This window comes from Rhizobium sp. Root483D2 (genome assembly GCF_001426685.1).
Lineage (GTDB): Bacteria > Pseudomonadota > Alphaproteobacteria > Rhizobiales > Rhizobiaceae > Pararhizobium > Pararhizobium qamdonense.
Genome location: NZ_LMFB01000006.1, coordinates 35,168 through 59,310 on the forward strand (window position 1 = coordinate 35,168; position 24,143 = coordinate 59,310).

The window sequence follows — 24,143 nt, forward strand, 5'->3', positions numbered from 1 at the left end:
AGGGCGCCTCCCCGGAACGGCGCAATTTTCAGTTATGCAGTCTGCATGGCGCCGGGGCCGGCAATAGCCTTTGGCGGAACCTTGCCGAGGATGATCATGCCCAGGACCTCGTCCTTGGTGACGTCCTCGGTGCGGGCATGGCCGACGACCTGGCCGTTCTTCATCACCGAGACGCGGTCGGCAAGGTCGAAGACGTCGTGGATATCGTGACTGATCAGGAAGATGCCGATGCCTTCGCGCTTCAGCTGCTTGATCAGTTCGCCGACCTGCGCCGTTTCCTGTGGCCCCAGTGCCGCCGTCGGCTCGTCCATGATCAGGATGCGGGCATCAAACAGGATGGCGCGGGCGATGGCCACCGACTGGCGCTGTCCGCCCGACAGAGCCTTCACGGGTTCCTTGAAGCGGCGGAAGTTCGGGTTGAGCCGTCCCATCACTTCGCGCGCCTTGGCTTCCATCGCCACATCGTCGAGCGTGCCCCAGGGGGTGCGCAACTCGCGGCCGAGATAGAGGTTGGCGGCCGCATCGACATTGTCGGCGACGGCAAGCGTCTGGTAGATCGTCTCGATACCGTATTTCTTGGCGTCGCGCGGATTGCTGATTGCAGCGGCTTCGCCGTTGATCAGGATTTCGCCGGCATCGCGCTTGTAGGCGCCCGACAGGATTTTGATCAGCGTCGATTTGCCGGCACCATTATGGCCGAGAAGGGCCACGACTTCGCCGGGGTAAAGGTCGATCGAGGCATTGTCGACAGCATGGATGCCGCCGAAGGAGATGGAAATATTCTTCATTTCCACAAGTGGAGTGCGGGTGTCCGTCATTGTTCGGCCTCCTCTTACTTGGCCCGGCCGCGATAGACCGTATCGAGCCAAACGGCCACGACCAGGACGATACCGACGACGATGCGTTGCAGCGGGCTGTCGATGCCCAGAAGCACCATGCCCGATTGCAGCGATTGCATGACAAAGGCGCCGAGCATGGCGCCGGCGATGGTGCCGGTGCCGCCGGCAAGCGACGTGCCGCCGATCACGGCAGCCGCGATAGTATAGAGTTCGTCGAGCTCGCCCTGCGCATTGGTGGCTGCGTTCAGGCGGGCCGTGGAGATGGCGGCCGCGATGGCGCAGAGCATGCCCATCAGCGCAAAGATCCGCACCGTGACCCAGCGGGTCTTGATCCCCGCGAGTTCGGCAGCCTCCGGATTGCCGCCGATGGCAAAGACGTAGCGGCCAAAGCGCAGGCGTGTCGAAATGAAGGTCATGACGATGCCGACGACGACGGCCATCAGCACGGGAATGGCGATGCCGTGCGGAATCTGCAGACCGCCTTCAGGCCAGGCAATGCCGTTGGCATCGGCATATTTGCGGGCGATATTGGTCGGCCAGTAATAATGGTTGGCGACGGCCACGGCGCCGATGACCAGCGCACAGCCGAGCACGGAGAGGAAATATTCGGCCCAGACCGGGCGGCGGGGAAAGCCGAAGCGCTTGCGCTGCTTGCGCGAATTGATGATCGTCGCGACAATGGCGATGCAGGCAAGCACGGCCACGATCCAGCTTGCCGTGGCGCCGATCGAACCTTCCGTGCCGCCGCCCATCAGGCGGAAATTGACGTCCATGGGCGCAACGGTGCGGCCGCTGGTGACAAACCAGGTCGCGCCGCGCCAGACCAGCAGGCCGCCCAGCGTGACGATGAACGAGGGCACGTTGAGGAAGGCGATGATGACGCCGTGGAATGCGCCGATGGACGCGCCAAGCAGGATGCCGGCCAGCAGCGTGATGATCCAGGTTGCCGGATTGTTGAAGCCGATGATCTGCGGCAGGATTTCCGCCTGCAGCACGCCCATGAACATCCCCACGAAGCCGAGAATGGATCCGACGGAAAGGTCGATATTGCGCGTCACGATGACCAGCACCATGCCGGTTGCCATGACGGCGACGGACGCTGTCTGTACCGACAGGTTCCACAGATTGCGCGGCGTCAGGAAGAGGCCGTCGGTCATGATCTGGAAGCCGATCCAGATGATCAGCAGGGCGCCGATCATACCCAGAAGGCGGGTGTCGAGCTCGGTTGCCCGGAAGAAGCGCCGCAACGGATTTTCCGTCGTATTTCGGGCACTGCTTACGTGTGCGGTATGTGTCGTGTTGGCCATGGTGTTGCCGCTCCCCCACCGGTCTATGTCTTGATTTGCGCGTGTGCAGGCGCCATCCACCTGCGTAAACGCCGCAACGTGTCGCGTTGCGGCGTTACAATCAGGTCAGTCTAGCAAAATCTGCGCGTGATTACTTGCACGCTGCGACGTCGCCCTTGACGCCCTGGCAGGCTTCTTCCTTGGAAATCCAGCCGGCGTCGATGACGACGTTAAGATTGTCCTTGGTGATCGGCAGCGGAGCGAGGAAGACCGACTTCATCTCGACGCCCTTCGGGCCGCCCTTGAAAGCTGCGACGCCTTCAATCTCGTCCATGGTCTTGCCGGCGGCGAGCGAAGCGGCGATTTCGGCCGCGCGCTTGCCGAGTTCACGGCTGTCCTTCCAGACCGAGACCGTCTGGGTGCCGAGAGCAACGCGGTTGAGCGCGGCCTTGTCGGCATCCTGGCCGGACACCGGCACGGAACCGGCGAGGCCCTGTGCGTCGAGTGCCGCGATCGCGCCACCGGCAGTACCGTCATTGGAGGCGACGACAGCATCGACCTTGTTGTCGTTGGCGGTCAGGAACTGCTCCATGTTCTTCTGGGCATTTTCCGGCTTCCAGCCGTCGGTATAGGCTTCGCCGACATTCTTGATCTTGCCTGCATCGATCGCAGCTTTCAGCACTTCTTGCTGACCGGCAAAGAGGAAGTCTGCGTTCGGATCGGAAGACGAGCCCTTGATGAAGACGTAGTTGCCTTCAGGCTTTGCCTTGAAGACTTCCTGCGCCTGCAGGCGGCCGACTTCCTTATTGTCGAAGGTGATGTAGAACGCGGCAGGATTTTCGATCAGGCGGTCATAGCCGACGACCGGAATGCCTTCTGCGGCGGCCTTTTCGATGGCCGGGCCGATCGCGTCACTGTCCTGCGCAAGAATGATCAGCGCATTGGCGCCCTGCGAGATCAGCGATTCCACGTCGGTCAGCTGCTTGGCAGCCGAAGACTGGGCGTCAGCGGAAATATACTTGTCGCCGGATGCTTCGAGTGCTGTCTTGATTGCGGCTTCGTCGGTCTTCCAGCGCTCTTCCTGGAAGTTCGACCAGGAAACGCCGACGACCAGATCCTTGGCCATGGCTGCCGTGTGCAGGGATACGATGATGGCAGCGCCTGCCATCAGTGTCAAAACTGATTTCATGAAGTCCTCCCAAGTGGCCGCTGACCGTCCGCGCGAACCTCCCGCACGGCCCCCGGCCAGCAAATTTGCCTGCCGTAAACCCGAAAGAGTTTTTTCTCGACAGTCGAGAAAATAGATGTCAGAGTTTTCCGAGCCTGTCAACACGGCTCTGGACAGGCCGTTTGACATAGGGCAGATGCTTTGGGAGGGGCATGTGTGTGGGGAATTCGTGAATAACAGGGACGCTCAATGCTGATCAAATCCAGCACCGAACTGGTGCGTCAGCAAAACAGCGCCCTCGTGCTTGCGACCTTGCGCCGCCTCGGGCCGCTCTCCCATACCGATATATCCGAGCATACCGGCCTTGCGTCCGCGACAGTGTCGGCGATCACCGCCGAGCTGGAACGGGCAGGGGTCATCGAAAAGGCGGAGCAACAGGTGCCGTCGGGCCGCGGGCGGCCACGCGTGCTGTTTGCGCAGCGCCGCGACAGTGGCTTTCTCATCGCCGTGCGCATCTCCTCGGATGTGGTGCAATATTCGCTGGTCGATTATTCCGGCCGGTTGATCGACCGGTTCGAGGAACCGCGCAATCACAAGGTTGCCGGCACGCAGCATTTTGCCGATGAATTCCTTGATGCGCTGGCCCGCCTCATTCACCGGTCGCGGCTGGAAAAGACGCAGATCCTTGCCGTGTCGATTTCCAGCAAAGGCACTGTCGATGCCGATGGCAAGCGGCTGTTGTGGTCGCCGGTCTTTGGCGGGGAACAGATCGATTTCGTTTCGCTGCTGCAGCCGGAATGGCGCGCGAAAGTCACGTTGAACAACGAGACGCTTCTGGTCGCGCAGGCGCTGGGGATGAAGGCGGATGCCAGCCAGTCCGGCGCGTTTCGCGCGCTTGCCGCCCTGTCGCTTGGCCACAGCATCGGGCTCGGCGTTGCCCGCAAGGACCGGTTCGGCGAACTGGAAGTGACGGCCCCCAATTTCGGCCATATGCTGCATGCGGCCAACGGCTGCCTGTGCCGCTGCGGCGCGTTTGGCTGCATCGAGGCCTCGGCAGGCTTTTACGGAATTTTGCGCACCGCCTTTGAAGTGCCGCCCGATACGATCCCGGCCAAGTTCGTGCCGCTAGCGGAAATGGACAAGATCGCCTTGAGCGCGCGCCAGGGAAACCGCATGGCGGGCTATGCCTTCCGCCAGGCCGGCATTGCGCTCGGCAACGGGCTTTCCCGGCTGCTCAGCCTTTATGGCCGCATGCCGATCCATATTACGGGGCCGGGAACGCGCTATTTCGACCTTTTGCAACGGGGCATCGACGAGGGGCTCGAGCAGTCGCATGAGGTGCGTCTGCAAGGAAGGCCGGACATTTCGGTGATTGTCGATGAGCAGCGGCTGGTCTTTGACGGACATCTGGACCGGGCCCTGACCGACATGGACCACGACATCGCCGCCTTCCGGCCTTTGCCGGCATCGGCAGACCAGGCTTGATATGAAAAAGGCCGGATACAAGAAAGGCCGGGGCGAACCCCGGCCTCTCGTCAATGCGCCCAGCCGTTATTCCCCGACGCGGATCTGGCGTTTTTCGGTGACGGATTTGACGGCGGCGTCGGCCAGCGCCAGGGCCGCCAGGCCGTCGGCGCCCGATGGGGTGATCTTGGTGCCCTTTTCGATCGCGGAAATGAAGCCGGCGATTTCGTTGGCATAGGCTTCGGTGTAGCGGGTCATGAAGAAATCATGCAGCGGGGGGCGGGTATAGCCGTCGCCATTGGCAATTTCGATCGAGACGGCGCGCTGGTTTTCGGCGGAAACGACGCCCTTGGAGCCGTGCACTTCGATGCGCTGGTCGTAGCCATAGGTGGCGCGGCGCGAGTTCGAGATGATCGCCTGCTTGCCGGATGCCGTCTCCAGAATGACCGAGACGCTATCATAATCGCCAGCCTTGCCGATTTCCGGATCGACCAGCACTGCCGCATGGGCGGTGACGGCGACCGGCTCCTCGCCGAGCAGGAAGCGGGCCATGTCGAAATCATGGATGGTCATGTCGCGGAAGATGCCGCCCGACCGCTTGATATAATCGACCGGCGGAGCGCCCGGATCGCGCGAAATGATCGTCACCATTTCCACATCGCCGATCTTGCCGTCGTCAATCGCCTTGCGCACGGCCATGAAATGCGGATCGAAGCGGCGGTTGAAGCCGACCATCAGCTTGCCCTTGGTCTCCTCGACGACCTTCATGCATTCGCGCACGCGGGTGACGTCGAGATCGATCGGCTTTTCGCAGAAGATCGCCTTGCCGGCGCGGGCAAAGCGCTCGATCAGGTCGGCATGGGTATCCGTCGGGGTGCAGATGACCACGGCGTCGATATCCGCCGATGTTTCGATCTCTTCGATGGTGCGGACCGCGCAGCCATATTGCTTGGCGATGGCGTTGGCGGCCTCTGGAAAGGCATCGGCAACGGCGACGAGGATGGCATCCGGATTGCCGCTGACGGCTTTAGCGTGGACCTTGCCGATACGGCCGGCGCCGAGAAGACCAAATCTGACGGTCATGTTCATCTCTTTTTGACGAGCGGCACAGCGCCGCGAAGGGACGGGGTGATGACGCTCACTCCGGACAGGCGTTGCGGAAGACAGATCCGCGCTGATGCGTGTGAAGACAGTCTCAGGCGCCTGCCGGTCGCGTTTGGCGGGCGGGCGCACTCTCTCTCCCTGTTTTCTCCATGCCGATCACCGCCTCACTCCTCCAGCAAATCGAAAATCGGAATAAAAACGTAACAAAGCTGATTTTCGGAATATTTATTCTCTTTGAGGCGGCGCCGTCAAGCTGTTAAGCCACCACCTCTTGCGGCAAATATGCTTTTGGCCATAAAGCTGTGGCCTTTGATAGGCGGCCCGCATGGCCGGTCAGATCCTCAAGGACAGTTTGCATGATAAAGCTCATCGACCCCGACCACCCGTTCTACAGGCCGCTTTGGGTCAGGCTTTTGATCGTGGTGCTGTGCTCAGCGTGGACGGCTGTCGAGTTCTGGAACGGTGCCAACACCTGGGGCATGATTTTTCTTGCGGTTTCTGCCTATACGGCCTGCGTGCTGATCATCTTTTTCAAGCCGAAGACCGAGATTGCCGAAGAGGTCAAAACCGACGATCCGGCCTGACGGTCAGCGCCGCTGCATCAGCCGCAGGCGCCGTTGCGCCTCGTCGATCAGCATATTGGCGATTTTCATCCGCATGGTCGCGTTGTTGCGAAAGTCCGCATCGTGCAGGTCCGGATGGTTTTCCGAGGCAAAACGGCGGCGTTTGTCGGCGAGGCTCTGCACGCTCTCGGCGTCCGTCAGCCCCAGATCGGCGGCGATCTCGTCGGGACGGATGCGGGCCAGGTGCTGCGGCATGACGGGCTGCGGCATAACGGGCTTTGGGAGAGGTTTTGCCGGGGCCAGCATCTCGTCGCTGGCCGTGTCAAAATAGGCGCGCTGAACCGTGGCTCTGCCGGAAAAGCCCGATGCTGGAAGGTCGCCGACGAAGCCGCCGTTCAGGCCGCGGATATGGGCCGCCGGCGCCTGCCCATCCTCAGTAGCGTCAACGCCGTCTTCTTCCGCCTTCAACCGCTCCAGAACCGACTGGAACACCGACATCCCGAACATCTGTCTCTCCGCTTTGCCGGGTCACATAGCATGTCAAGGTTTTGCGGGCCTGATCAGGCGGAACTCTGTTTCAGGATCAGGTCGTAAAGCAGCTTGGCACTGGGCGGCAGTGCGCGGCCGCGTGCGGTGATCAGGCTGTAGGGGCGGATCTTGATATCGAAATCGGTTGGAAGAACCCGGATTTCGCCCGCCTGGCTGCCGCTTCCGGCAATCAGCGTGGCGACGTCGCGGGCAACCGGCGCAATCGCGTTGGTGTGGCGGACAATGGACACCGTCAGAATGGTCGAGGAGGTGTTGATGATGGTCGCGGGAAGGGGCGTTCCGGCCGACAGGAAGCTGTCCTCGACGGCACGCCGCAAGAGCGTTCCCGACGGCTGGAACACCCAGTCGTAGCCGGGCAGATCGGCGGAGTTGACACTGTCGTTTTCCAGCAGCGGATGACCGGTGCGCACGATCAGGCAGACATCCTCCTCGCCGAGTTCGATCAGGTTGAACTGGCGCGGATCCGTGTCGTCGGGGATGCGGCCGATGACGAAGTCGTGGCGGGCGGCCAGCAATTCGCGCACCAGCACGTTGCTGTTTTCGATCTGGATGTTGATCTCGATGCCGGGATAGGCGGTCGATACTTGGCGGATGGCGGGGACGGCGAGGTTGAGGGCCGGACCGGTGACGGAGCCCAGCGAGACCGAGCCGCCGCTTCCGGTTTTCAGTTCGTTGATCTCGCGCGTCGTTTCGCGCAGTTCCAGGAAGATGGTGCGGGCGCGGCGCGCCAGTGCCCGGCCATATTGCGTCAGCTCGACGCCGCGGGCGACGCGGGCACAGAGCGGAGCCTTCAGGATCGTCTCGATTTCGCTGAGCATGCGCGACGCCGCCGGCTGCGAGATGCTGAGAGAATCAGCCGCCGCACTGATCTGACCATGCTCTTCGATGGCCAAAATCAGCTGCAGGTGACTCATTTTTAAGCCTAAGCGAAAAATTCCCCGCTCGGAATAATCCACCGCACCGGTCAAGGCCGGTATCGAATCGTCCATATTTTGCCCACCTTCCGAGAAAAATGCCTTCGCATCTGCAAAAAATCACACTGTTGCCGCTTACTATATCCAAATTGTTATAAGTATGCACCCATATTGTATTTGACAGTTATGATGTTTGATTCCAGTTTGCGACGATGTGCGCCAGCGTGCTCGGGAGCGTTAAGGCCTGGGAGGGCTTTCTTTCACCCCTTAAACTTCCGCCAAGAGATTCTGGTCTCTCGGCATGCGAAGCGCTGCACATATCGAGGCCGGCCGGTCGCCGCCTGGATCAACACTCAGGGAGAGATACATGAGATTAGTTACTTCGCTTCTCGCCGCCGCAGCGCTCAGCGTGGCGTCGTTCGTCGTTCCGGCGATTGCCCAGGACAAGGGCACCGTTGGCATCTCGATGCCGACCAAGACCTCGACCCGCTGGATTTCCGACGGCGAGACCATGGAAAAGCTGTTCAAGGAAGCCGGCTACACGGCGGACCTGCAGTTTGCTGACGACGACATTCCAAACCAGCTCGCCCAGATCGAGAACATGGTCACCAAGGGTGCCAAGGTTCTGATCATCGGCGCCATCGACGGCACGACGCTCTCCGACATCCTGGCCAAGGCGCACGAAGCCGGCGTCAAGGTCATCGCCTACGACCGTCTGATCCGCGATTCCGGCAATGTCGACTATTACGCAACGTTCGACAACTTCCAGGTTGGCGTTCTGCAGGCAACGACCCTCGTCCAGGGCCTGAAGCTTGACGGCGCAACCGAGCCGAAGAATGTCGAACTGTTCGGCGGTTCGCCGGATGATAACAACGCCTTCTTCTTCTACGATGGCGCAATGTCGGTTCTGCAGCCGCTGATCGATGCCAAGAAGATCGTCATCAAGTCCGGCCAGACCGGCATGGAAACGGTCGGCACGCTGCGTTGGGACGGTGCCGTTGCACAGGCCCGCATGGAAAACCTTCTGTCCTCGACCTATACCGATGCCAAGGTTGACGGCGTTCTGTCGCCTTACGATGGTCTCTCGATCGGCATCATCTCGGCCCTGAAGGGCGTTGGCTACGGTTCCGGCGACATGCCGATGCCGATCGTCACCGGCCAGGACGCCGAACTTCCGTCGGTCAAGTCGATCCTCGCTGGCGAACAGTATTCCTCGATCTTCAAGGATACCCGCGAGCTTGCCAAGGTTGCCGTCTCGATGACGGACGCCATCATTGGCGGCAAGGAGCCGGAAATCAACGACACCAAGACCTACGACAACGGCGTCAAGGTTATCCCGTCCTACCTCCTGAAGCCGGTCGCTGTTGACAAGACCAACGTCAAGGATGTCCTGGTCGGCGCCGGTTACTACACGGAAGACCAGATCAACAACTGATCCCGTCTGTTCCATCCTGGGCCCGCGATTGATTTGCGGGCCCTTTTATCTTGATGAGACACTTGTATTGTCGCTGTGTCTGGCCTCATCATCCACGGACTGCCGCAGGAATACCCGAACATGGACAACATCATTCTTGAAATGCGGGGCATCACCAAGACGTTTCCGGGCGTAAAGGCCCTGGACAACGTCAACCTCAAGGTTCGCGAAGGTGAAATTCACGCATTGGTCGGCGAAAACGGCGCCGGAAAATCGACGCTGATGAAGGTGCTGAGCGGTGTCTATCCCGCCGGAACCTATGACGGCGAAATTCACTACGACAATGAAGTTCGCAACTTCTCCACGATCTCCGACAGCGAGCATCTGGGCATCATCATCATCCACCAGGAACTGGCGCTCGTGCCGCTTCTGTCGATCGCCGAAAACATCTTCCTCGGCAACGAGCTCGCCACCAACGGCGTCATCGACTGGAAGCAGACCTTTTCGCGCACCCAGGAACTGCTCGACAAAGTGGGCCTGAGAGAACCGCCGACGGCGCGCATCACCGATATCGGCATCGGCAAGCAGCAGCTGGTCGAAATCGCCAAGGCGCTGTCCAAGAAGGTCCGGCTGCTCATCCTCGACGAGCCGACCGCATCGCTCAACGAAACCGATTCCGACGCGCTGTTGAAGCTTCTGATGGAGTTCCGCAAGCAGGGCATGACCTCGATCATCATTTCGCACAAGCTGAACGAGATCAAGAAGGTCGCCGACAAGATCACCATCATCCGCGACGGCGGGACGGTCGAAACGCTCGACTGTCATAACGAAGATATCAGCGAAGACCGGATCATCAAGGGCATGGTCGGCCGCGATATGGAAGACCGCTACCCGGCGCGCGAGCCCAAGATCGGCGAGACGCTTCTGGAAGTGAAGAACTGGAACGTCTTCCACCAGCATCACCGCGACCGGCAGTTCCTGCACGATATCAATTTCACCGTGCGGGCCGGCGAAGTCGTCGGTATTGCCGGCCTGATGGGGGCAGGGCGCACCGAAACGGCGATGAGCATCTTCGGCAAGTCCTGGGGTCACAAGATCACCGGCGAGGTGCTGATGCACGGCAAGACGGTAGATGTCAGCACCATTCCGCGCGCCATCGATGCCGGCCTTGCCTATGTGACGGAAGACCGCAAGCATCTCGGCCTGGTGCTCAACAACAACATCATGCACAACACGACGCTGGCAAATCTCGATGCTGTGGCCAATGGCGGTGTCATTGACGGCCACCGGGAAGCCAAGGTCGCCACCGACTACCGCACCAAGCTGCGCATCCGGTCGCACTCGATCTATCAGGAAGCCGTCAATCTATCGGGCGGCAACCAGCAGAAGGTCGTGCTGTCAAAATGGCTGTTCACCAACCCGGAGGTTCTCATTCTCGACGAACCGACGCGCGGCATCGACGTCGGTGCGAAATATGAAATCTACTCCATCATCAACCAGCTTGCGGCCGAAGGAAAAGGCATTCTGATGATCTCGTCGGAAATGCCGGAACTGCTCGGAACGTGCGATCGTGTCTACGTCATGAACGAAGGACGCATCGTCGCCGAGCTTTCGAAAGCGGAAGCAAGTCAAGAATCCATCATGCGCGCCATCATGCGCTCCGGGGAGAAACACTAATGGCCGCCGAAAAAAGCGCTCAGAAAACCACACCATCCCTTGGCGATTACTTCAGAAGCAATATCCGGGAATACGGCCTGCTCATCGCCCTCGTCGTCATCATGCTGTTCTTCCAGTTCATGACCGGCGGCGTTCTGTTCCGCCCCGTCAACATCACCAACCTGATCCTGCAGAACTCCTTCATCGTCATCATGGCGCTGGGCATGCTGCTGATCATCGTGGCCGGTCATATCGACCTGTCGGTCGGGTCGATCGTGGCGTTTACCGGCGGCCTGTCGGCCATCATGCTGGTGAAATGGGGCATTCATTACTCCATCGTCGTGCCGGTCTGCCTCATCCTCGGCGGTCTGGTCGGGGCGGCGCAGGGTTACTGGGTCGCCTACCAGAAAATCCCGGCCTTCATCGTGACGCTGGCGGGCATGCTCGTCTTCCGCGGCCTGACCTATCTCATCCTGCAGAACCGGCCGATCGGCCCATTCCCGAAGGATTTCCAGTCGCTGTCGACCGGCTTCGTCCCCGACTTCCTGTATTTCCTCAATCCGCTGCCGGGCACGATCACCAACTTCTTCGCGCTCGTCGTCGTCGTCGCCCTGATTGCGCTTGCCATCTATTACGGCGTGCGCGACCGCCGCAACAATGACAAGCACGGCACCGAGAACGAGCCTTTCGCGTTCTTTGCCGGTCAGATGGCCATCATTGCCGGCGTGGCGATCTTCCTCGGCTTCCAGCTCTCGACCTACAAGGGCTTTCCGAACGTCCTGATCGTCATGGGGCTCCTGATCGCGCTTTACACGTTCATCACCACACGCTCGACGATCGGCCGCCGCATCTATGCGATGGGCGGCAACGAGAAGGCGGCAAAGCTCTCCGGTATCAACACCGAGCGGCTGACGTTCTACACCTTCGTCAACATGGGCGTTCTGGCGGCTCTTGCCGGCATGATCATCGCGGCCCGCCTGAATTCGGCAACGCCAAAGGCCGGTGTCGGCTTCGAGCTCGACGTGATCGCGGCCTGCTTCATCGGCGGCGCGTCTGCATCGGGCGGCGTTGGCAAGATCACCGGCGCTGTCATCGGCGCGCTGATCATGGGCGTGATGAACAACGGCATGTCGATCATGGGTCTCGGCATCGACTACCAGCAGCTGGTCAAGGGCCTCGTGCTTCTGGCTGCGGTCTTCTTCGACGTCTACAACAAAAACAAGGGCTGACCGGTTCCGGTCTGTCCCGCGCGCCGGGCCTTGTCCGGCGGCGAAAAATGGGTGCCGGAGCGCGTCCCGCGCTGACATTTGGCGGGATGCTCCGGCCCACGCATCATAAAGAGAACGGCGGCCCTGCCGCCACCAACGGGAGCATGCGCCATGCCTCCCAATGGGTTGTCATTGCCGGAAGCCAGCCGCTGGACACCGAAACGACAGCCCGGATCGAAAAAAGGATAGTGCTGTGCTGATTTCCCAGGTGAAGAACAATGACGGATCGATCACGGTCGCCGTCCGCGAAGAAGGCCAGGCCGCACGCGCGGTCAACAACGCCGCAAGCGTCTACGCACTGGCGATGGAAGCGGCCAATTCCGGTAAAAGCCTCAAGGCTGTCGTCGAGACCTATGGTTTTGGTTCGGAAGTCGATTTGCAGGACGCCTATGCCAGGGGCAATTTCCTTCCGCCGATCACCCATCCCGATGATGCGCATCTGCACCTGACCGGCACCGGCCTGACGCATCTGGGCTCGGCCTCGACGCGTGATGCGATGCACGCTGCGGTATCCAAGGTGGAAGAGGGCGCCACAGACACGATGAAGATGTTCAAGATGGGCCTGGAAGGCGGCAAGCCGAAGCCCGGTGAAAAGGGCGTTCAGCCCGAATGGTTCTACAAGGGCAATGGCAGCCAGACGGTCGCCCCCGGCGGCGACCTCGTCTCGCCCTCCTTTGCGCAGGATGGCGGCGAAGAGCCGGAAATGGCCGGCATCTACGTGATCTCCGACACGGGCGCTCCCTTCCGCATCGGCTTTGCCGTCGCCAACGAATTCTCCGATCATGTGACCGAGCGCGTCAACTATCTCTATCTCGCCCATTCCAAGCTGCGGCCGGCAAGTTTCGGCCCGGAAATCCGGGTCGGCGAAGCGCCCAGCGATATCCGCGGGACCTCGCGCATCCTCCGCAACGGTGCCGTCCTTTGGGAAAAGCCGTTCCTGTCGGGCGAAGCCAACATGTCCCATACTTTCGCCAATCTGGAGTATCACCACTTCAAATACGGACTTTTCCGTGCGCCCGGCGATGTCCATGTCCATATGTTCGGCACGGCAACGCTGTCCTTCGGTGACGGCATCAAGACCGAGGCGGGCGATGTCTTTGAAATCGAGGCCGCCGAATTCGGCCTGCCGCTGCGCAACACGCTGGCGATTGCAGGTGAAGACGACGTGACGATCGGCCAGCTCTGATTTCTATGGATTTGACTGCGGGCGCCTGTCTGAGGGCGCCTGTGCAACCAAGGAGGCTTCAAGCCTATGACACTCCATCACAACCTGATCGCCGGCGAATGGGTCGGCAGCAACGGTGTCGAGAACATCAACCCCTCCAACACCAATGAAGTGGTCGGACTTTACGCGACGGCGAGCGCCGACGATGCCAAGACCGCAATCGCGGCTGCAAAGGCCGCATTTCCGGCCTGGTCGCGCTCGGGCATTCTCGAACGTCACGCCATCCTGAAAAAGACCGCCGACGAGATCCTCGCCCGCAAGGACGAACTCGGCAAGCTTCTGGCCCGCGAAGAAGGCAAGACCCTGCCGGAAGCGATCGGCGAGACCATCCGTTCGGCGCAGATCTTCGATTTCTTTGCCGGAGAAGCCTTGCGATTGGCTGGCGAAGTGCTGCCGTCGGTGCGCCCCAATATCGGCGTCGAGATCACCCGCGAGCCGATCGGCGTCATCGGCATCATCACGCCGTGGAACTTTCCGATCGCCATTCCCGCCTGGAAGATCGCGCCGGCGCTGTGCTATGGCAATACCATCGTCTTCAAGCCGGCCGAACTGGTGCCGGGCTGCTCCTGGGCCATCGTCGATATCCTGCATCGCGCCGGCCTGCCGAAGGGCGTGCTCAACCTCGTCATGGGCAAAGGTTCGGTCGTCGGTCAGGCAATGCTCGACAGTCCTGATCTGGCCGGTATCACGTTTACCGGCTCGACCGGGACCGGCAAGCGCGTCGCTGCCGCTTCTATCGAGCATAACCGCAAGTTCCAGCTGGAAATGGGCGGCAAGAACCCGATGGTCGTGCTTGACGATGCCGACCTCACCGTCGCCGTCGAAGCCGCTGCCAATTCCGGCTTCTTTTCGACCGGCCAGCGCTGCACCGCATCGTCGCGCCTGATCGTCACCGAAGGCATCCACGACGCGTTCGTGGCGGCTCTGACTGAAAAGCTGAAGACGCTTGTGGTCGATGATGCGCTGAAGGCTGGCACCCATATCGGTCCTGTGGTCGATGAACGGCAGCTGGCAACCGATACCGACTATATCGCGATCGGCAAGCAGGAAGGTGCCAAGCTTGCCTTCGGCGGCGAGACGATTACCCGCGACAATCCGGGCTTCTACCTGCAGCCGACGCTGTTTACCGAAGCCACCAACCAGATGCGTATCTCGCGCGAAGAGATTTTTGGTCCTGTCGCCTCGGTCATCCGGGTCAAGGATTATGACGAGGCGCTCAGCGTTGCCAACGACACGCCATTCGGTCTGTCAGCGGGGATCGCCACGACGAGCCTCAAGCACGCGACGCATTTCAAGCGCAATTCGGAAGCCGGCATGGTCATGGTCAACCTGCCGACAGCCGGTGTCGATTTCCATGTGCCGTTCGGCGGCCGCAAGGCTTCCTCCTTCGGCTCGCGCGAGCAGGGCAAATATGCGGCCGAGTTCTTCACCGTGGTGAAGACGGCCTACACGCTGGCGTAAAGACGTTACGCCGGCGTGAAGACATTTCAGGACCGGGCAAGGCCCGGTCCGCTCCCTCTTAAAGGACAAGGACTATGACGAAGAAAGCGGAATGGCCGCGCAGGCTGCGGTCCCAGGAATGGTACGGCGGCACGAGCCGCGACGTGATCTACCATCGCGGCTGGATGAAGAACCAGGGATATCCACACGACCTGTTCGACGGACGCCCGGTGATCGGCATTCTCAACACCTGGTCGGATATGACGCCGTGCAACGGCCATCTGCGCGAGCTTGCCGAAAAGGTGAAGGCGGGCGTCTGGGAGGCCGGCGGCTTCCCGATGGAAGTGCCGGTGTTCTCGGCATCCGAAAACACCTTCCGCCCGACCGCAATGATGTACCGCAACCTTGCGGCACTTGCGATCGAAGAGACGATCCGTGGCCAGCCGATGGACGGCTGCGTGCTTCTGGTCGGCTGCGACAAGACCACGCCATCGCTGATCATGGCTGCGGCCTCCGTCGATCTGCCGTCGATCGTCGTCACCGGCGGCCCGATGCTGAACGGTTATTTCCGCGGCGAGCGCGTCGGCTCCGGTACGCATCTGTGGAAATTCTCCGAAATGGTGAAGGCCGGCGAGATGACGCAGGACGAGTTCCTGGAGGCGGAAGCCTCGATGAGCCGTTCGTCCGGCACCTGCAACACGATGGGCACCGCCTCCACCATGGCCTCCATGGCCGAAGCGCTTGGCATGGCTCTTTCCGGCAATGCCGCGATCCCGGGCGTCGATAGCCGCCGCAAGGTCATGGCGCAGCTCACCGGCCGCCGGATCGTGCAGATGGTCAAGGACGACCTGAAGCCCTCCGACATCATGACGAAACAGGCCTTTGAAAACGCCATCCGCACCAATGCGGCCATCGGCGGATCGACCAATGCCGTCATCCATCTGCTCGCCATGGCCGGCCGGGTCGGCATCGACCTGACGCTCGACGACTGGGACCGTTGCGGCCGCGACGTGCCGACCATCGTCAACCTCATGCCGTCCGGCAAGTACCTGATGGAAGAGTTCTTCTATGCCGGTGGCCTGCCTGTCGTCATCAAGCGTCTGGGCGAAGCGGGCCTGCTGCACAAGGATGCGCTGACGGTGTCGGGCGAAACCATGTGGGACGAGGTCAAGGACGTCGTCAACTGGAACGAGGACGTCATCCTGCCAACCGACAAGGCGCTGACCCAATCGGGCGGCATCGTCGTGGTGCGCGGCAATCTGGCGCCGAAGGGCGCAGTTTTGAAGCCATCGGCGGCGTCGCCGCATCTGTTGACGCATCGCGGCCGGGCCGTCGTGTTCGAGGATATCGACGACTACAAGGCCAAGATCAACGATGACAATCTCGATATCGACGAGACCTGCATCATGGTCATGAAGAACTGCGGACCGAAGGGCTATCCGGGCATGGCCGAAGTCGGCAATATGGGTCTTCCGCCCAAAGTGCTGAAGAAGGGCATTACCGACATGGTGCGCATCTCCGATGCCCGCATGTCCGGTACGGCCTATGGCACGGTCGTGCTGCATACCTCGCCGGAAGCAGCCGTCGGCGGCCCGCTCGCCGTGGTCAGGAATGGTGACTTTATCGAGCTCGACGTGCCCAATCGCCGCCTGCATCTCGATATTTCCGAACAGGAACTGGCAGAGCGCCTGTCCCAATGGAAGCCGCATCACGACCTGCCGACATCGGGTTATGCCTTCCTGCATCAGCAGCATGTCGAAGGCGCAGATACCGGCGCCGACCTCGACTTCCTCAAGGGATGTCGTGGAAGTGCTGTCGGCAAGGACAGCCACTGATCTGAATGAGTTTGAAATCGAAAAGGCGGGGCATTTGCTCCGCCTTTTCTAATTCTGGGGAACATTAAACGCACGCTGCATGGTGGGCGCCTTAGTAACCGGCAATTTGCTCCATTTTGGCGCAGTTGATTAAACTGCAAGATAACGCGCTTATGCCGCGTTGACCCGGCTTGCGTGAAGCCGCATAGCGTGTGGAACGAAGGCGGGTTCAACCGGTTGCTTCTGCAGTGCCGAGCCGCTCCGGTTTCGGCTTAAGGGAAGGAGAACGTTATGAAAATCACAATCGTAAGCCTGTCTCTCGGCATGTTTGCCGCAGCCGTGGCCCTCGCGCCAATCGCTGAGGCCCGCGACAAGAACGGCAACCGTGGTGGTCTCGGTGTCAGCGCATCGATCGGCGGAAAGGGCGGGATCAACGCCAATGTCGGAGCGTCGCTTGGCGGCAGTAAAGGTGTCAATGCTGGCGTCGGCGCCTCTGTCGGCGGCAGCAAGGGTGTCAACGCCGGCGCAAGTGCATCGGTGGGCGGAAACAAGGGCGTTTCTGCCGGAGCGACCGCGTCTGTGGGCGGCAGGTCTGGCGTTAACGCAGGCGTGGGCGCCAATGTTGGCGGCAGCCGTGGCTTGTCCGCCGGCGTTGCGGCCAGTGCGGGTGGACGCAACGGCGTCAATGCCGGTGCCGGCCTTGGACTTGGCGGATCGCGCGGCGTCAATGCGGGCGTTGGGGTCGGCATCGGCGGCGGCAACGGTGTTGGCGTCGGCGTCGGCGTAGGTGTCGGCGGCAATACGCCGGTGACGTCCAATCCCGGCACCGGCAATCCCGGCACTGGCGTCAACCCGGGCAATGGTGTCACGAAACCCGGAATGGCATCGGTAGCCGCCTTCAACAATCTGTCGTCCGCAGAGCAGCGCCGTCTCATCCGCCGTTGCCGCGATGTCACCGGTTCGGGCGGCTATGATGCGAGCCTCGTCAGCCTCTGTCGTCTGCTGCAGGCCAGCGCCGCGCGTTAATTCGGCCGCGCGTTAATTGGGCATTGTAAAACGGAAAATCCCGCCAGCTTTGATGATGGCGGGATTTTTCATGCTGTCATTCGTCAGGAGATTACTGGCTCTGCGTCTGGCTTTGGCTCTGGCCCTGCTGCTCGACCGTCACCGAAACCTTGAGCGCTTCGCTGGAGGCGCCATGGATCAGGCCAGAGATCGGCGCTGCGTCCCGGTAGTCCAGTCCGCAGGCAATGCGTACGTAACGGTCGTCAGGACACATCTTGTTGGCGGCGTCGAAGCCGACCCAGCCGAGGCCGGTGAGATGAACTTCGGCCCAGGCATGGCTCGCGGTCTGCTCGGGGTGATCTTCCATCATCAGATATCCCGACACATAGCGGGCAGGCAACCCGAGTGTGCGCGCAGCGGCGATCATGATATGGGCGTGGTCCTGGCAGACGCCGCTTTTTTGCAAAAGCGCCTGTTCGGCCGTCGTTTCCGTTCCAGTCTCGCCCTGCCTGTATTCCACCGTTTCGGCGATCGTGCCCATCAGCGCGTGCATCTTGGCAAGGTCCGTGTCGCCAACCATCGCCTTGGCGAGATTGCGGATAGGCTTGGTCATCTTGGTCAGCGGCGTTTCGCGCAGATAGAGCCAGAGCGGCGCATAGGCCTGGTGCGCGCCGTAGACGCCAGCCTTGTCCTCGGTTTCCACTTCGCCGGACGCAACGATGCGGATCGAGGTCTGGTCGCCGTTGACGCTGACGAGATTGACCCGGTTGCCGAAATGGTCGTCATAGCCGACTTCCATCTTGGCGCCCTCGACGGAGGTTTCCCAGCTGATGACGGTCTGCCCGGTCTGCGTCAGCGGTGTCAGGCGCAGCCGTTGCAGCGAATATTGCACCGGTTCGGCATAGGTATATTCGGTGGTGTGGCTGATCTTCAGACGCATGCGGTCTCTCCCATCCGAACCTCAGTTGAACCGGTAACCATCGGAGATTTCCTGTCCCAGACGGTTGTTGTGGCTGATAAAGTTCTCGATATATTCGTGCAGCCCCTGGTCCATCACATCCTTGATCGAATGGCTGCGCAGCGAGGAGAGTGTTCCCTCCGCCGTTGCGTGGGCGGCGTGCGCTTCGCCATATTCGCGCGCGAGATAGCCGAGATTGCTGACGATCTTGTCGTAGCAATAGGCAAGCGAGCGCGGCATGCGGCCGTTGAGGATCAGGAAGTCGGCAATGTTCGACGGCTTGTATTCCGCCTCGTAGACCCAGCCGTAGGACCGGTGCGCCGAGACCGAGCGCAGGATCGATTCCCATTGCACATTGTCGATCGAGGAGCCGACCTGCGACACCGCCGGAAGCAGCACGTAATATTTCACGTCGAGAATGCGGGCTGTGTTGTCCGCCCGTTCGATGAAGGTGCCGATGCGCGAGAAATTGAAGATCTCGTTGCGCAGCATCGTGCCGTGGAAAGCGCCGCGGATCAGCGCGGTCTTCTGCTTGATCGCGTCGATGGCTTCCGGCAGGTCCGCCGGCTTGACGCGCCTTGCCAGCATCGTCTTCAGATCCAGCCAGCATTCATTGGTGGCTTCCCAGGTTTCACGCGTCAGCGCGGTGCGAACCATCCGGGCATTGTTGCGGCCGGAATCGATGCAGGACATCACGCTGGAGGGGTTGGACTTGTCGCGCAGCAGGAAATCGATGGCGTCGGCGCTGGTGAGCGCCGGGTAGAGGTCGTCGTAGATGTCGCGGACGCCGGAGCTTTGCAGAACGCCGTCCCAATCGTTTTCGGTTGCCTCCGAGCGGGTCAGCGACATGCGCAGGCCGGCATCGATCAGCCGGGCGCTGTTTTCGGCCCGCTCGATATAGCGGAACATCCAGTAGAGGCCGTTTGCGGTTCTTCCAAGCATTGCGTATCAGTCCTCCAGAACCCAGGTATCCTTGGTGCCGCCGCCCTGGCTGGAATTCACCACCAGCGAGCCGGCCTTCAAAGCCACGCGGGTGAGCCCGCCCGGAATGATCTGCACCTTATCGGAGACGAGGACATAAGGGCGCAGGTCCACATGGCGTGGCGCGATGCCCTTGTTGACGAGGATCGGCACTGTCGAAAGCGAAAGCGTCGGCTGAGCGATATAGTTGGCAGGGCGCGCCTTCAGCTTTTCGGCAAACAGGGCGCGTTCCTTCTTGGAGGCCGTCGGCCCGACCAGCATGCCGTAGCCGCCGGACCCATGCACTTCCTTGACGACGAGGTCGGCGAGGTTTTCGAGCACATATTTCAAACTGTCGGCTTCCGAACAGCGCCAGGTCGGCACGTTTTCCAGCAGCGCCTTGCGGCCGGTATAGAATTCGACGATTTCGGGCATGTAGGAATAGATCGCCTTGTCGTCGCAGATGCCGGTACCCGGCGCATTGGCGATGGTGATATTGCCGGCGCGGTAGACATCCATGATGCCGGGAACGCCGAGCGCAGATTCGGGCTTGAAGGTCAGCGGATCGAGATAATCGTCATCGACGCGGCGGTAGAGAACATCGATCGCCTCGTAGCCGCGCGTGGTGCGCATCTTCACCTTGCCGTCGATGACGCGCAGGTCCGATCCCTCGACCAGTTCGACGCCCATCATGTCGGCCAGGAACGCATGTTCGTAATAGGCCGAATTGTAGATGCCGGGGGTGAGGACCGCGACACGCGGCTTTCCTTCGCATCCGGGAGGCGCAAGAGACGCCAGCGAATGGCGCAGCAGATACGGATAGTTTTCGACCGGGCGGACGCGGTTCTGATGGAAGAGTTCCGGGAACATCTGCATCATCGTTTCGCGGTTTTCCAGCATGTAGCTGACGCCGGAGGGCGTGCGGGCATTGTCTTCGAGGACGTAGAACTGATCCTCGCCGGTGCGCACGATATCGGTGCCGACAATATGGGTATAGACGCCGCCCGGCGGCCGAAAGCCGATCATCTGCGGCAGGAAGGCGACATTGCGCTCGATCAGCTCGCGCGGAACGCGGCCGGCCTTGATGATTTCCTGCTTGTGGTAGATGTCGTCGAGGAAGGCGTTCAGCGCGATGACCCGCTGTTCGATGCCTTGCGCCAGCTTGCGCCATTCGCGGCCGGAAATAATGCGCGGGATGAGATCGAAGGGGATGAGCTTTTCGGAGCTGTCTGCATGTCCGTAGACAGCAAAGGTAATGCCCGTCTTGCGGAATATGTTTTCGGCCTCCCTCGATTTGGCGATCAGGCGGGCCTTGTCCTGGGCTGCGTACCAATCATTGTAAGTCGTGTAAGGCTGGCGCGGGCTATTGTCCGCATTCATCATTTCGTCAAATGCCAACGGTGTGATCCCCTTTTTTGTCATTTGAGACCAACAGCAAGGGCAATGCAAGAAGCATGCTCGATGGAAGTCAAAAGAAATTGCGGCGCAAGATCGCTGCTTTTTTGGGCTTTTGGACTCTATCTATGGTTGGTCATGGCGCGGTTTTCATCATGAAGCGCTGCAACTTGCACGCTGCGCCCCAATGGCGGGAGAAGTTATCGCTTGGGGAACTGTGACAATGCTTAAAATTTACGCACTCATCCGGCGCCCCCGCTGAAGATAAACATCAGGAATTTTGCTTTGACCATCGCCGGATGCGGCCCTATCGCATTCGGTTGACGAACGGATCCCATCAGGAAGCCCCCATGACCCTCGACCGCCTGGCTCCGGCCATTTTCGTTCTGCTCTGGTCGACCGGATGGGTGATGGCGAAATATGCCGATATCTATGCCGATCCGCTGACATTTCTGGTGTTGCGCTACCTCTTTGCAACGGTACTGTTCATCGGCTTCTGTTTCGTTACCGGTGCTGCATGGCCAAAGACATGGGGGATGGCCGGACATGCCGTCATCTCCGGCGTGTTTTTGCACGGGCTCTATCTCGGCGCGGTCTGGTGGGCGATCGGGCAGGGCGTTCCCGCAGCAATTTCCGGCATCATCGCCGGCCTGCAGCCGCTGATGACGGCGGTTGCAGCACCCGCCCTGATCGGTGAAAAACTGTCAGGCCAGCAGAAGGTAGGACTGACGCTCGGCTTTCTCGGCATTGCGCTTGCCGTCATTCCCAAGGTGCTGACGATCGATACCGGCATGACGCCGATCCAGCTGTTTCCGGTTTTCATCAATGTCCTCGGCATGGCAGCCGCCACCTATGGCACGATCTATCAGAAACAGTACCTGCAGGACGGCGACATCCGCTCGACGGCGGCGCTGCAATATGTCGGCGCCCTGATCGTCACCATCCCCGCCGCGTTTCTTCTGGAGGAGATGCGGGTCATCTGGAGCGTGCAGCTGTTTGCGGCTCTCGCCTGGGCGGTGCTCGGCCTATCGATGGGCGCGATTGCCCTTCTGCTCTACCTCATCCGCCGCGGCCAGGTCTCCAAGGCCGCCTCGCTCATCTACCTCGTGCCCCCGCTCGCCGCAATACAGGCCTGGCTGCTGTTTGACGAAGCCCTGACACTGCCGATGATCGCCGGCACGGTGATCGCGGTGGCCGGGGTGTACCTCACCAACCGCAAGCCGGTCGCGGTTGTGGCGTAGAAGGTGCCATTTACATCAAGTTTGGTTGACTTGAGCGATAGCCGCCAAAATCCGCCATCCCCCACAAACAAAAACCGCCCGCAACATCCGTTGCGAGCGGTTTTGATACCGGAGCGGGGCGGACCCCGCTCTTATTGTGTAAAAGCTTATGCTTCGTCGCGGCGGGGGGCTGCGTTGGCGCGTTTGCGCTGGCCCTGGGCGCCGGCGCCGGCTTCGCGGTTCTGGCCGCCGGCGGGGTTGCCGCCGCCGTGGTTGCGGTTGCGCCATTCGCCCTGCTTCTGGCCGGGGCGTCCGTTGCGGTTGCCGCCGGGGCGCTTGGCAAGGGCGTTTTCATGGGCGGCCTGTGCGGCCGGGCCCTGACCCTTGCGGTGCTGCTTCTTCGGTTCGCCGCTTGCCAAGAGATCGTCACCGGCAAACGGGCTCGGCACTGAGCGCTCGGCGCGATGCACGTTGTCGCTGCCACCCTGCGGGCGCGGACGGCGTTCGGCATGGCCGTTGCCGGCCGGGCGTCCGGCGTTGCGGGCACCATTGCCGCCGCGTGCACCCTTCGGGCGGGCACGGTCGGCCGGGATTTCGCCGCTGGCAACAGCGATGTCGATCTTCATCAGGCGTTCGATGTCGCGCAGCAGGCGGATTTCGTCCGGTGCGCAAAAGGCGATGGCAATGCCGTCGCGGCCGGCGCGGGCGGTACGGCCGATCCGGTGAACGTAGGCATCAGGCACTTCCGGCAGGTCGTAGTTATAGACATGGGTGACGCCGGGAATGTCGATACCGCGGGCTGCAACGTCGGTTGCAACGAGAACGCGGGTTTCGCCGTCACGGAACGCCTTCAGCGCACGTTCGCGCTGGCCCTGGCTCTTGTTGCCGTGGATCGAGGCGACGGAGAAGCCGACATGTTCCAGATGCTTCATCAGCTTTTCGGCGCCGTGCTTGGTGCGCGAAAAGACCATGGCGCGGCCATCCGGATTTTCGGTCAGCGTCTTCTTGAGGATTTCGGTCTTCTGGCTGGCGCCCTGGACGAAGTGGACGAACTGCTCGACCTTGTCGGCAGCCTTGCCCGGAGGCGAAACTTCGACGCGCTTCGGGTTGCTCAGATATTCGGCCGACAGATCGGCGATCGCCTTCGGCATGGTGGCCGAAAACAGCAGCGTCTGGCGGTTCTTCGGCACCAGCTTGGAAATCTTGCGCAGGTCGTGGATGAAGCCGAGGTCCAGCATCTGGTCGGCTTCGTCGAGAACGAGATAGCGGGCCTGGGTGAGCGTCACGGCCTTGCGGGCAATGAGGTCGAGGAGACGGCCGGGCGTGGCAACGAGGATATCGACGCCGCGCGACAGCTGTTCGGACTGCTTGTTGATCGACGCGCCGCCGACGACGAGGCCGATCTTGATCGGGGTCTTCTTGACGAAGTCCTTCAGGTTGGAGGCGATCTGGTTCACCAGTTCGCGGGTCGGCGCCAGAACCAGCGCGCGGATGTTGCGCGGGTCGGGGCGCTTGCCGTCGGCCATCATCTTTTCGATCATCGGCAGGCCGAAGGCGGCCGTCTTGCCGGTACCGGTCTGGGCAAGACCGATCAGGTCATGGCCTTCCATCACCAGCGGGATTGCTTCGGCCTGAATCGGCGTCGGCGTTTCGAAGCCCAGGGAGGCGAGGGTCGAAAGCACGTGCTCGGAGAGGCCAAGGTCTTTGAAAGTGGTCAATGTCATACCTTTTCGGGGGCGCAAAACGAGATTTGCCGGAACTGCACCATGCGGTTCCGGTTTCGCTTCGCGTCAAGAACCCCGCGTGATTTGGGAACTTGTGGGTTGATTAAAATCGTCTAGCGCATGCATCCTGCCACGTTTGGCAAGACAGTCTGTGTTGCGCTTATCCTTCGTTACGGA

At 61.0% G+C, this 24,143-nt stretch carries 20 protein-coding genes; 10 read left to right on the top strand and 10 right to left on the bottom strand.

The features are described from left to right. Window positions 1-32 precede the first annotated feature (32 nt). From ASD32_RS05305 to xylF, 3 genes are all read right to left on the bottom strand, one after another. Window positions 33-818, bottom strand: a complete 786-nt coding sequence (locus ASD32_RS05305; protein WP_060636977.1) for an ATP-binding cassette domain-containing protein — start codon at window positions 816-818, stop codon at window positions 33-35. Between the two features lie 14 nt (window positions 819-832). Then, window positions 833-2,146 (bottom strand): sugar ABC transporter permease, encoded by a 1,314-nt coding sequence (locus ASD32_RS05310; protein ID WP_060636978.1) that lies wholly within the window; start codon window positions 2,144-2,146, stop codon window positions 833-835. Window positions 2,147-2,276: 130 nt separating this feature from the next. Beyond that, on the bottom strand, window positions 2,277-3,314 hold the full coding sequence (gene xylF / locus ASD32_RS05315) for a D-xylose ABC transporter substrate-binding protein (RefSeq protein ID WP_060636979.1): 1,038 nt from the start codon (window positions 3,312-3,314) through the stop codon (window positions 2,277-2,279). A gap of 228 nt (window positions 3,315-3,542) precedes the next feature. On the opposite strand from xylF, the gene ASD32_RS05320 reads away from it, so the two are divergent. After that, window positions 3,543-4,778 (top strand): ROK family protein, encoded by a 1,236-nt coding sequence (locus ASD32_RS05320; protein ID WP_060636980.1) that lies wholly within the window; start codon window positions 3,543-3,545, stop codon window positions 4,776-4,778. A 66-nt stretch (window positions 4,779-4,844) separates the two neighbouring features. Here the strand turns inward: ASD32_RS05320 and iolG are convergent, their stop codons facing one another. Continuing rightward, entirely contained in the window at window positions 4,845-5,840 is a 996-nt protein-coding gene (iolG, locus tag ASD32_RS05325) for an inositol 2-dehydrogenase (RefSeq protein WP_060637072.1), read from the bottom strand. A 377-nt stretch (window positions 5,841-6,217) separates the two neighbouring features. On the opposite strand from iolG, the gene ASD32_RS05330 reads away from it, so the two are divergent. Beyond that, a complete protein-coding gene (locus tag ASD32_RS05330; RefSeq protein WP_060636981.1) occupies window positions 6,218-6,445 on the top strand; it encodes a hypothetical protein in 228 nt (75 codons plus the stop codon). Window positions 6,446-6,448: 3 nt separating this feature from the next. On the opposite strand, the gene ASD32_RS05335 is transcribed toward ASD32_RS05330, so the two are convergent. Both ASD32_RS05335 and ASD32_RS05340 read right to left on the bottom strand, forming a co-directional pair. Next, window positions 6,449-6,931, bottom strand: coding sequence for a hypothetical protein (locus ASD32_RS05335; protein ID WP_060636982.1), 483 nt, complete (start codon window positions 6,929-6,931; stop codon window positions 6,449-6,451). Between the two features lie 53 nt (window positions 6,932-6,984). Continuing rightward, the gene (locus tag ASD32_RS05340) at window positions 6,985-7,962 is read right to left on the bottom strand and encodes a LysR family transcriptional regulator (protein ID WP_060636983.1); all 978 of its coding nucleotides are present in this window, start codon (window positions 7,960-7,962) and stop codon (window positions 6,985-6,987) included. A gap of 292 nt (window positions 7,963-8,254) precedes the next feature. Here ASD32_RS05340 and chvE point away from each other — a divergent pair, with 292 nt between their 5' ends. The 7 genes from chvE to ASD32_RS05380 all read left to right on the top strand — a co-directional run bounded on the left by chvE (window position 8,255) and on the right by ASD32_RS05380 (window position 17,730). Beyond that, window positions 8,255-9,322, top strand: a complete 1,068-nt coding sequence (chvE, locus tag ASD32_RS05345; protein ID WP_060636984.1) for a multiple monosaccharide ABC transporter substrate-binding protein — start codon at window positions 8,255-8,257, stop codon at window positions 9,320-9,322. A gap of 120 nt (window positions 9,323-9,442) precedes the next feature. Continuing rightward, window positions 9,443-10,978 (top strand): multiple monosaccharide ABC transporter ATP-binding protein, encoded by a 1,536-nt coding sequence (gene mmsA / locus ASD32_RS05350; RefSeq protein ID WP_060637073.1) that lies wholly within the window; start codon window positions 9,443-9,445, stop codon window positions 10,976-10,978. Next, on the top strand, window positions 10,978-12,186 hold the full coding sequence (gene mmsB / locus ASD32_RS05355; RefSeq protein WP_060636985.1) for a multiple monosaccharide ABC transporter permease: 1,209 nt from the start codon (window positions 10,978-10,980) through the stop codon (window positions 12,184-12,186). Before mmsA ends, mmsB begins: the two co-directional genes overlap by 1 nt. A 232-nt stretch (window positions 12,187-12,418) precedes the next feature. Beyond that, entirely contained in the window at window positions 12,419-13,411 is a 993-nt protein-coding gene (gene araD1, locus ASD32_RS05365; protein WP_060636987.1) for an AraD1 family protein, read from the top strand. A 66-nt stretch (window positions 13,412-13,477) separates the two neighbouring features. Next, on the top strand, window positions 13,478-14,911 hold the full coding sequence (locus ASD32_RS05370) for an aldehyde dehydrogenase family protein (protein ID WP_060636988.1): 1,434 nt from the start codon (window positions 13,478-13,480) through the stop codon (window positions 14,909-14,911). A 74-nt stretch (window positions 14,912-14,985) separates the two neighbouring features. Further along, the gene (araD, locus tag ASD32_RS05375; protein ID WP_060636989.1) at window positions 14,986-16,725 is read left to right on the top strand and encodes an L-arabinonate dehydratase; all 1,740 of its coding nucleotides are present in this window, start codon (window positions 14,986-14,988) and stop codon (window positions 16,723-16,725) included. A gap of 270 nt (window positions 16,726-16,995) precedes the next feature. Further along, on the top strand, window positions 16,996-17,730 hold the full coding sequence (locus ASD32_RS05380) for a hypothetical protein (RefSeq protein WP_082546652.1): 735 nt from the start codon (window positions 16,996-16,998) through the stop codon (window positions 17,728-17,730). A 91-nt stretch (window positions 17,731-17,821) separates the two neighbouring features. On the opposite strand, the gene ASD32_RS05385 is transcribed toward ASD32_RS05380, so the two are convergent. From ASD32_RS05385 to ASD32_RS05395, 3 genes are read right to left on the bottom strand one after another with little or no spacing between them, the layout of a single operon-like run. Next, a complete protein-coding gene (locus ASD32_RS05385; RefSeq protein WP_060636990.1) occupies window positions 17,822-18,649 on the bottom strand; it encodes a transglutaminase family protein in 828 nt (275 codons plus the stop codon). A 21-nt stretch (window positions 18,650-18,670) separates the two neighbouring features. Beyond that, window positions 18,671-19,609 carry an alpha-E domain-containing protein gene (locus ASD32_RS05390; RefSeq protein ID WP_060636991.1) on the bottom strand — a complete coding sequence of 313 codons (939 nt, stop codon included), beginning with the start codon at window positions 19,607-19,609 and terminating at the stop codon, window positions 18,671-18,673. Window positions 19,610-19,615: 6 nt separating this feature from the next. Continuing rightward, entirely contained in the window at window positions 19,616-21,010 is a 1,395-nt protein-coding gene (locus ASD32_RS05395; RefSeq protein ID WP_082546658.1) for a circularly permuted type 2 ATP-grasp protein, read from the bottom strand. Between the two features lie 362 nt (window positions 21,011-21,372). On the opposite strand from ASD32_RS05395, the gene ASD32_RS05400 reads away from it, so the two are divergent. Continuing rightward, on the top strand, window positions 21,373-22,263 hold the full coding sequence (locus ASD32_RS05400) for a DMT family transporter (RefSeq protein WP_060636993.1): 891 nt from the start codon (window positions 21,373-21,375) through the stop codon (window positions 22,261-22,263). A 146-nt stretch (window positions 22,264-22,409) separates the two neighbouring features. Here ASD32_RS05400 and ASD32_RS05405 read toward each other — a convergent pair whose 3' ends face one another. After that, a complete protein-coding gene (locus tag ASD32_RS05405; RefSeq protein ID WP_060637075.1) occupies window positions 22,410-23,960 on the bottom strand; it encodes a DEAD/DEAH box helicase in 1,551 nt (516 codons plus the stop codon). Window positions 23,961-24,143: the final 183 nt, after the last annotated feature.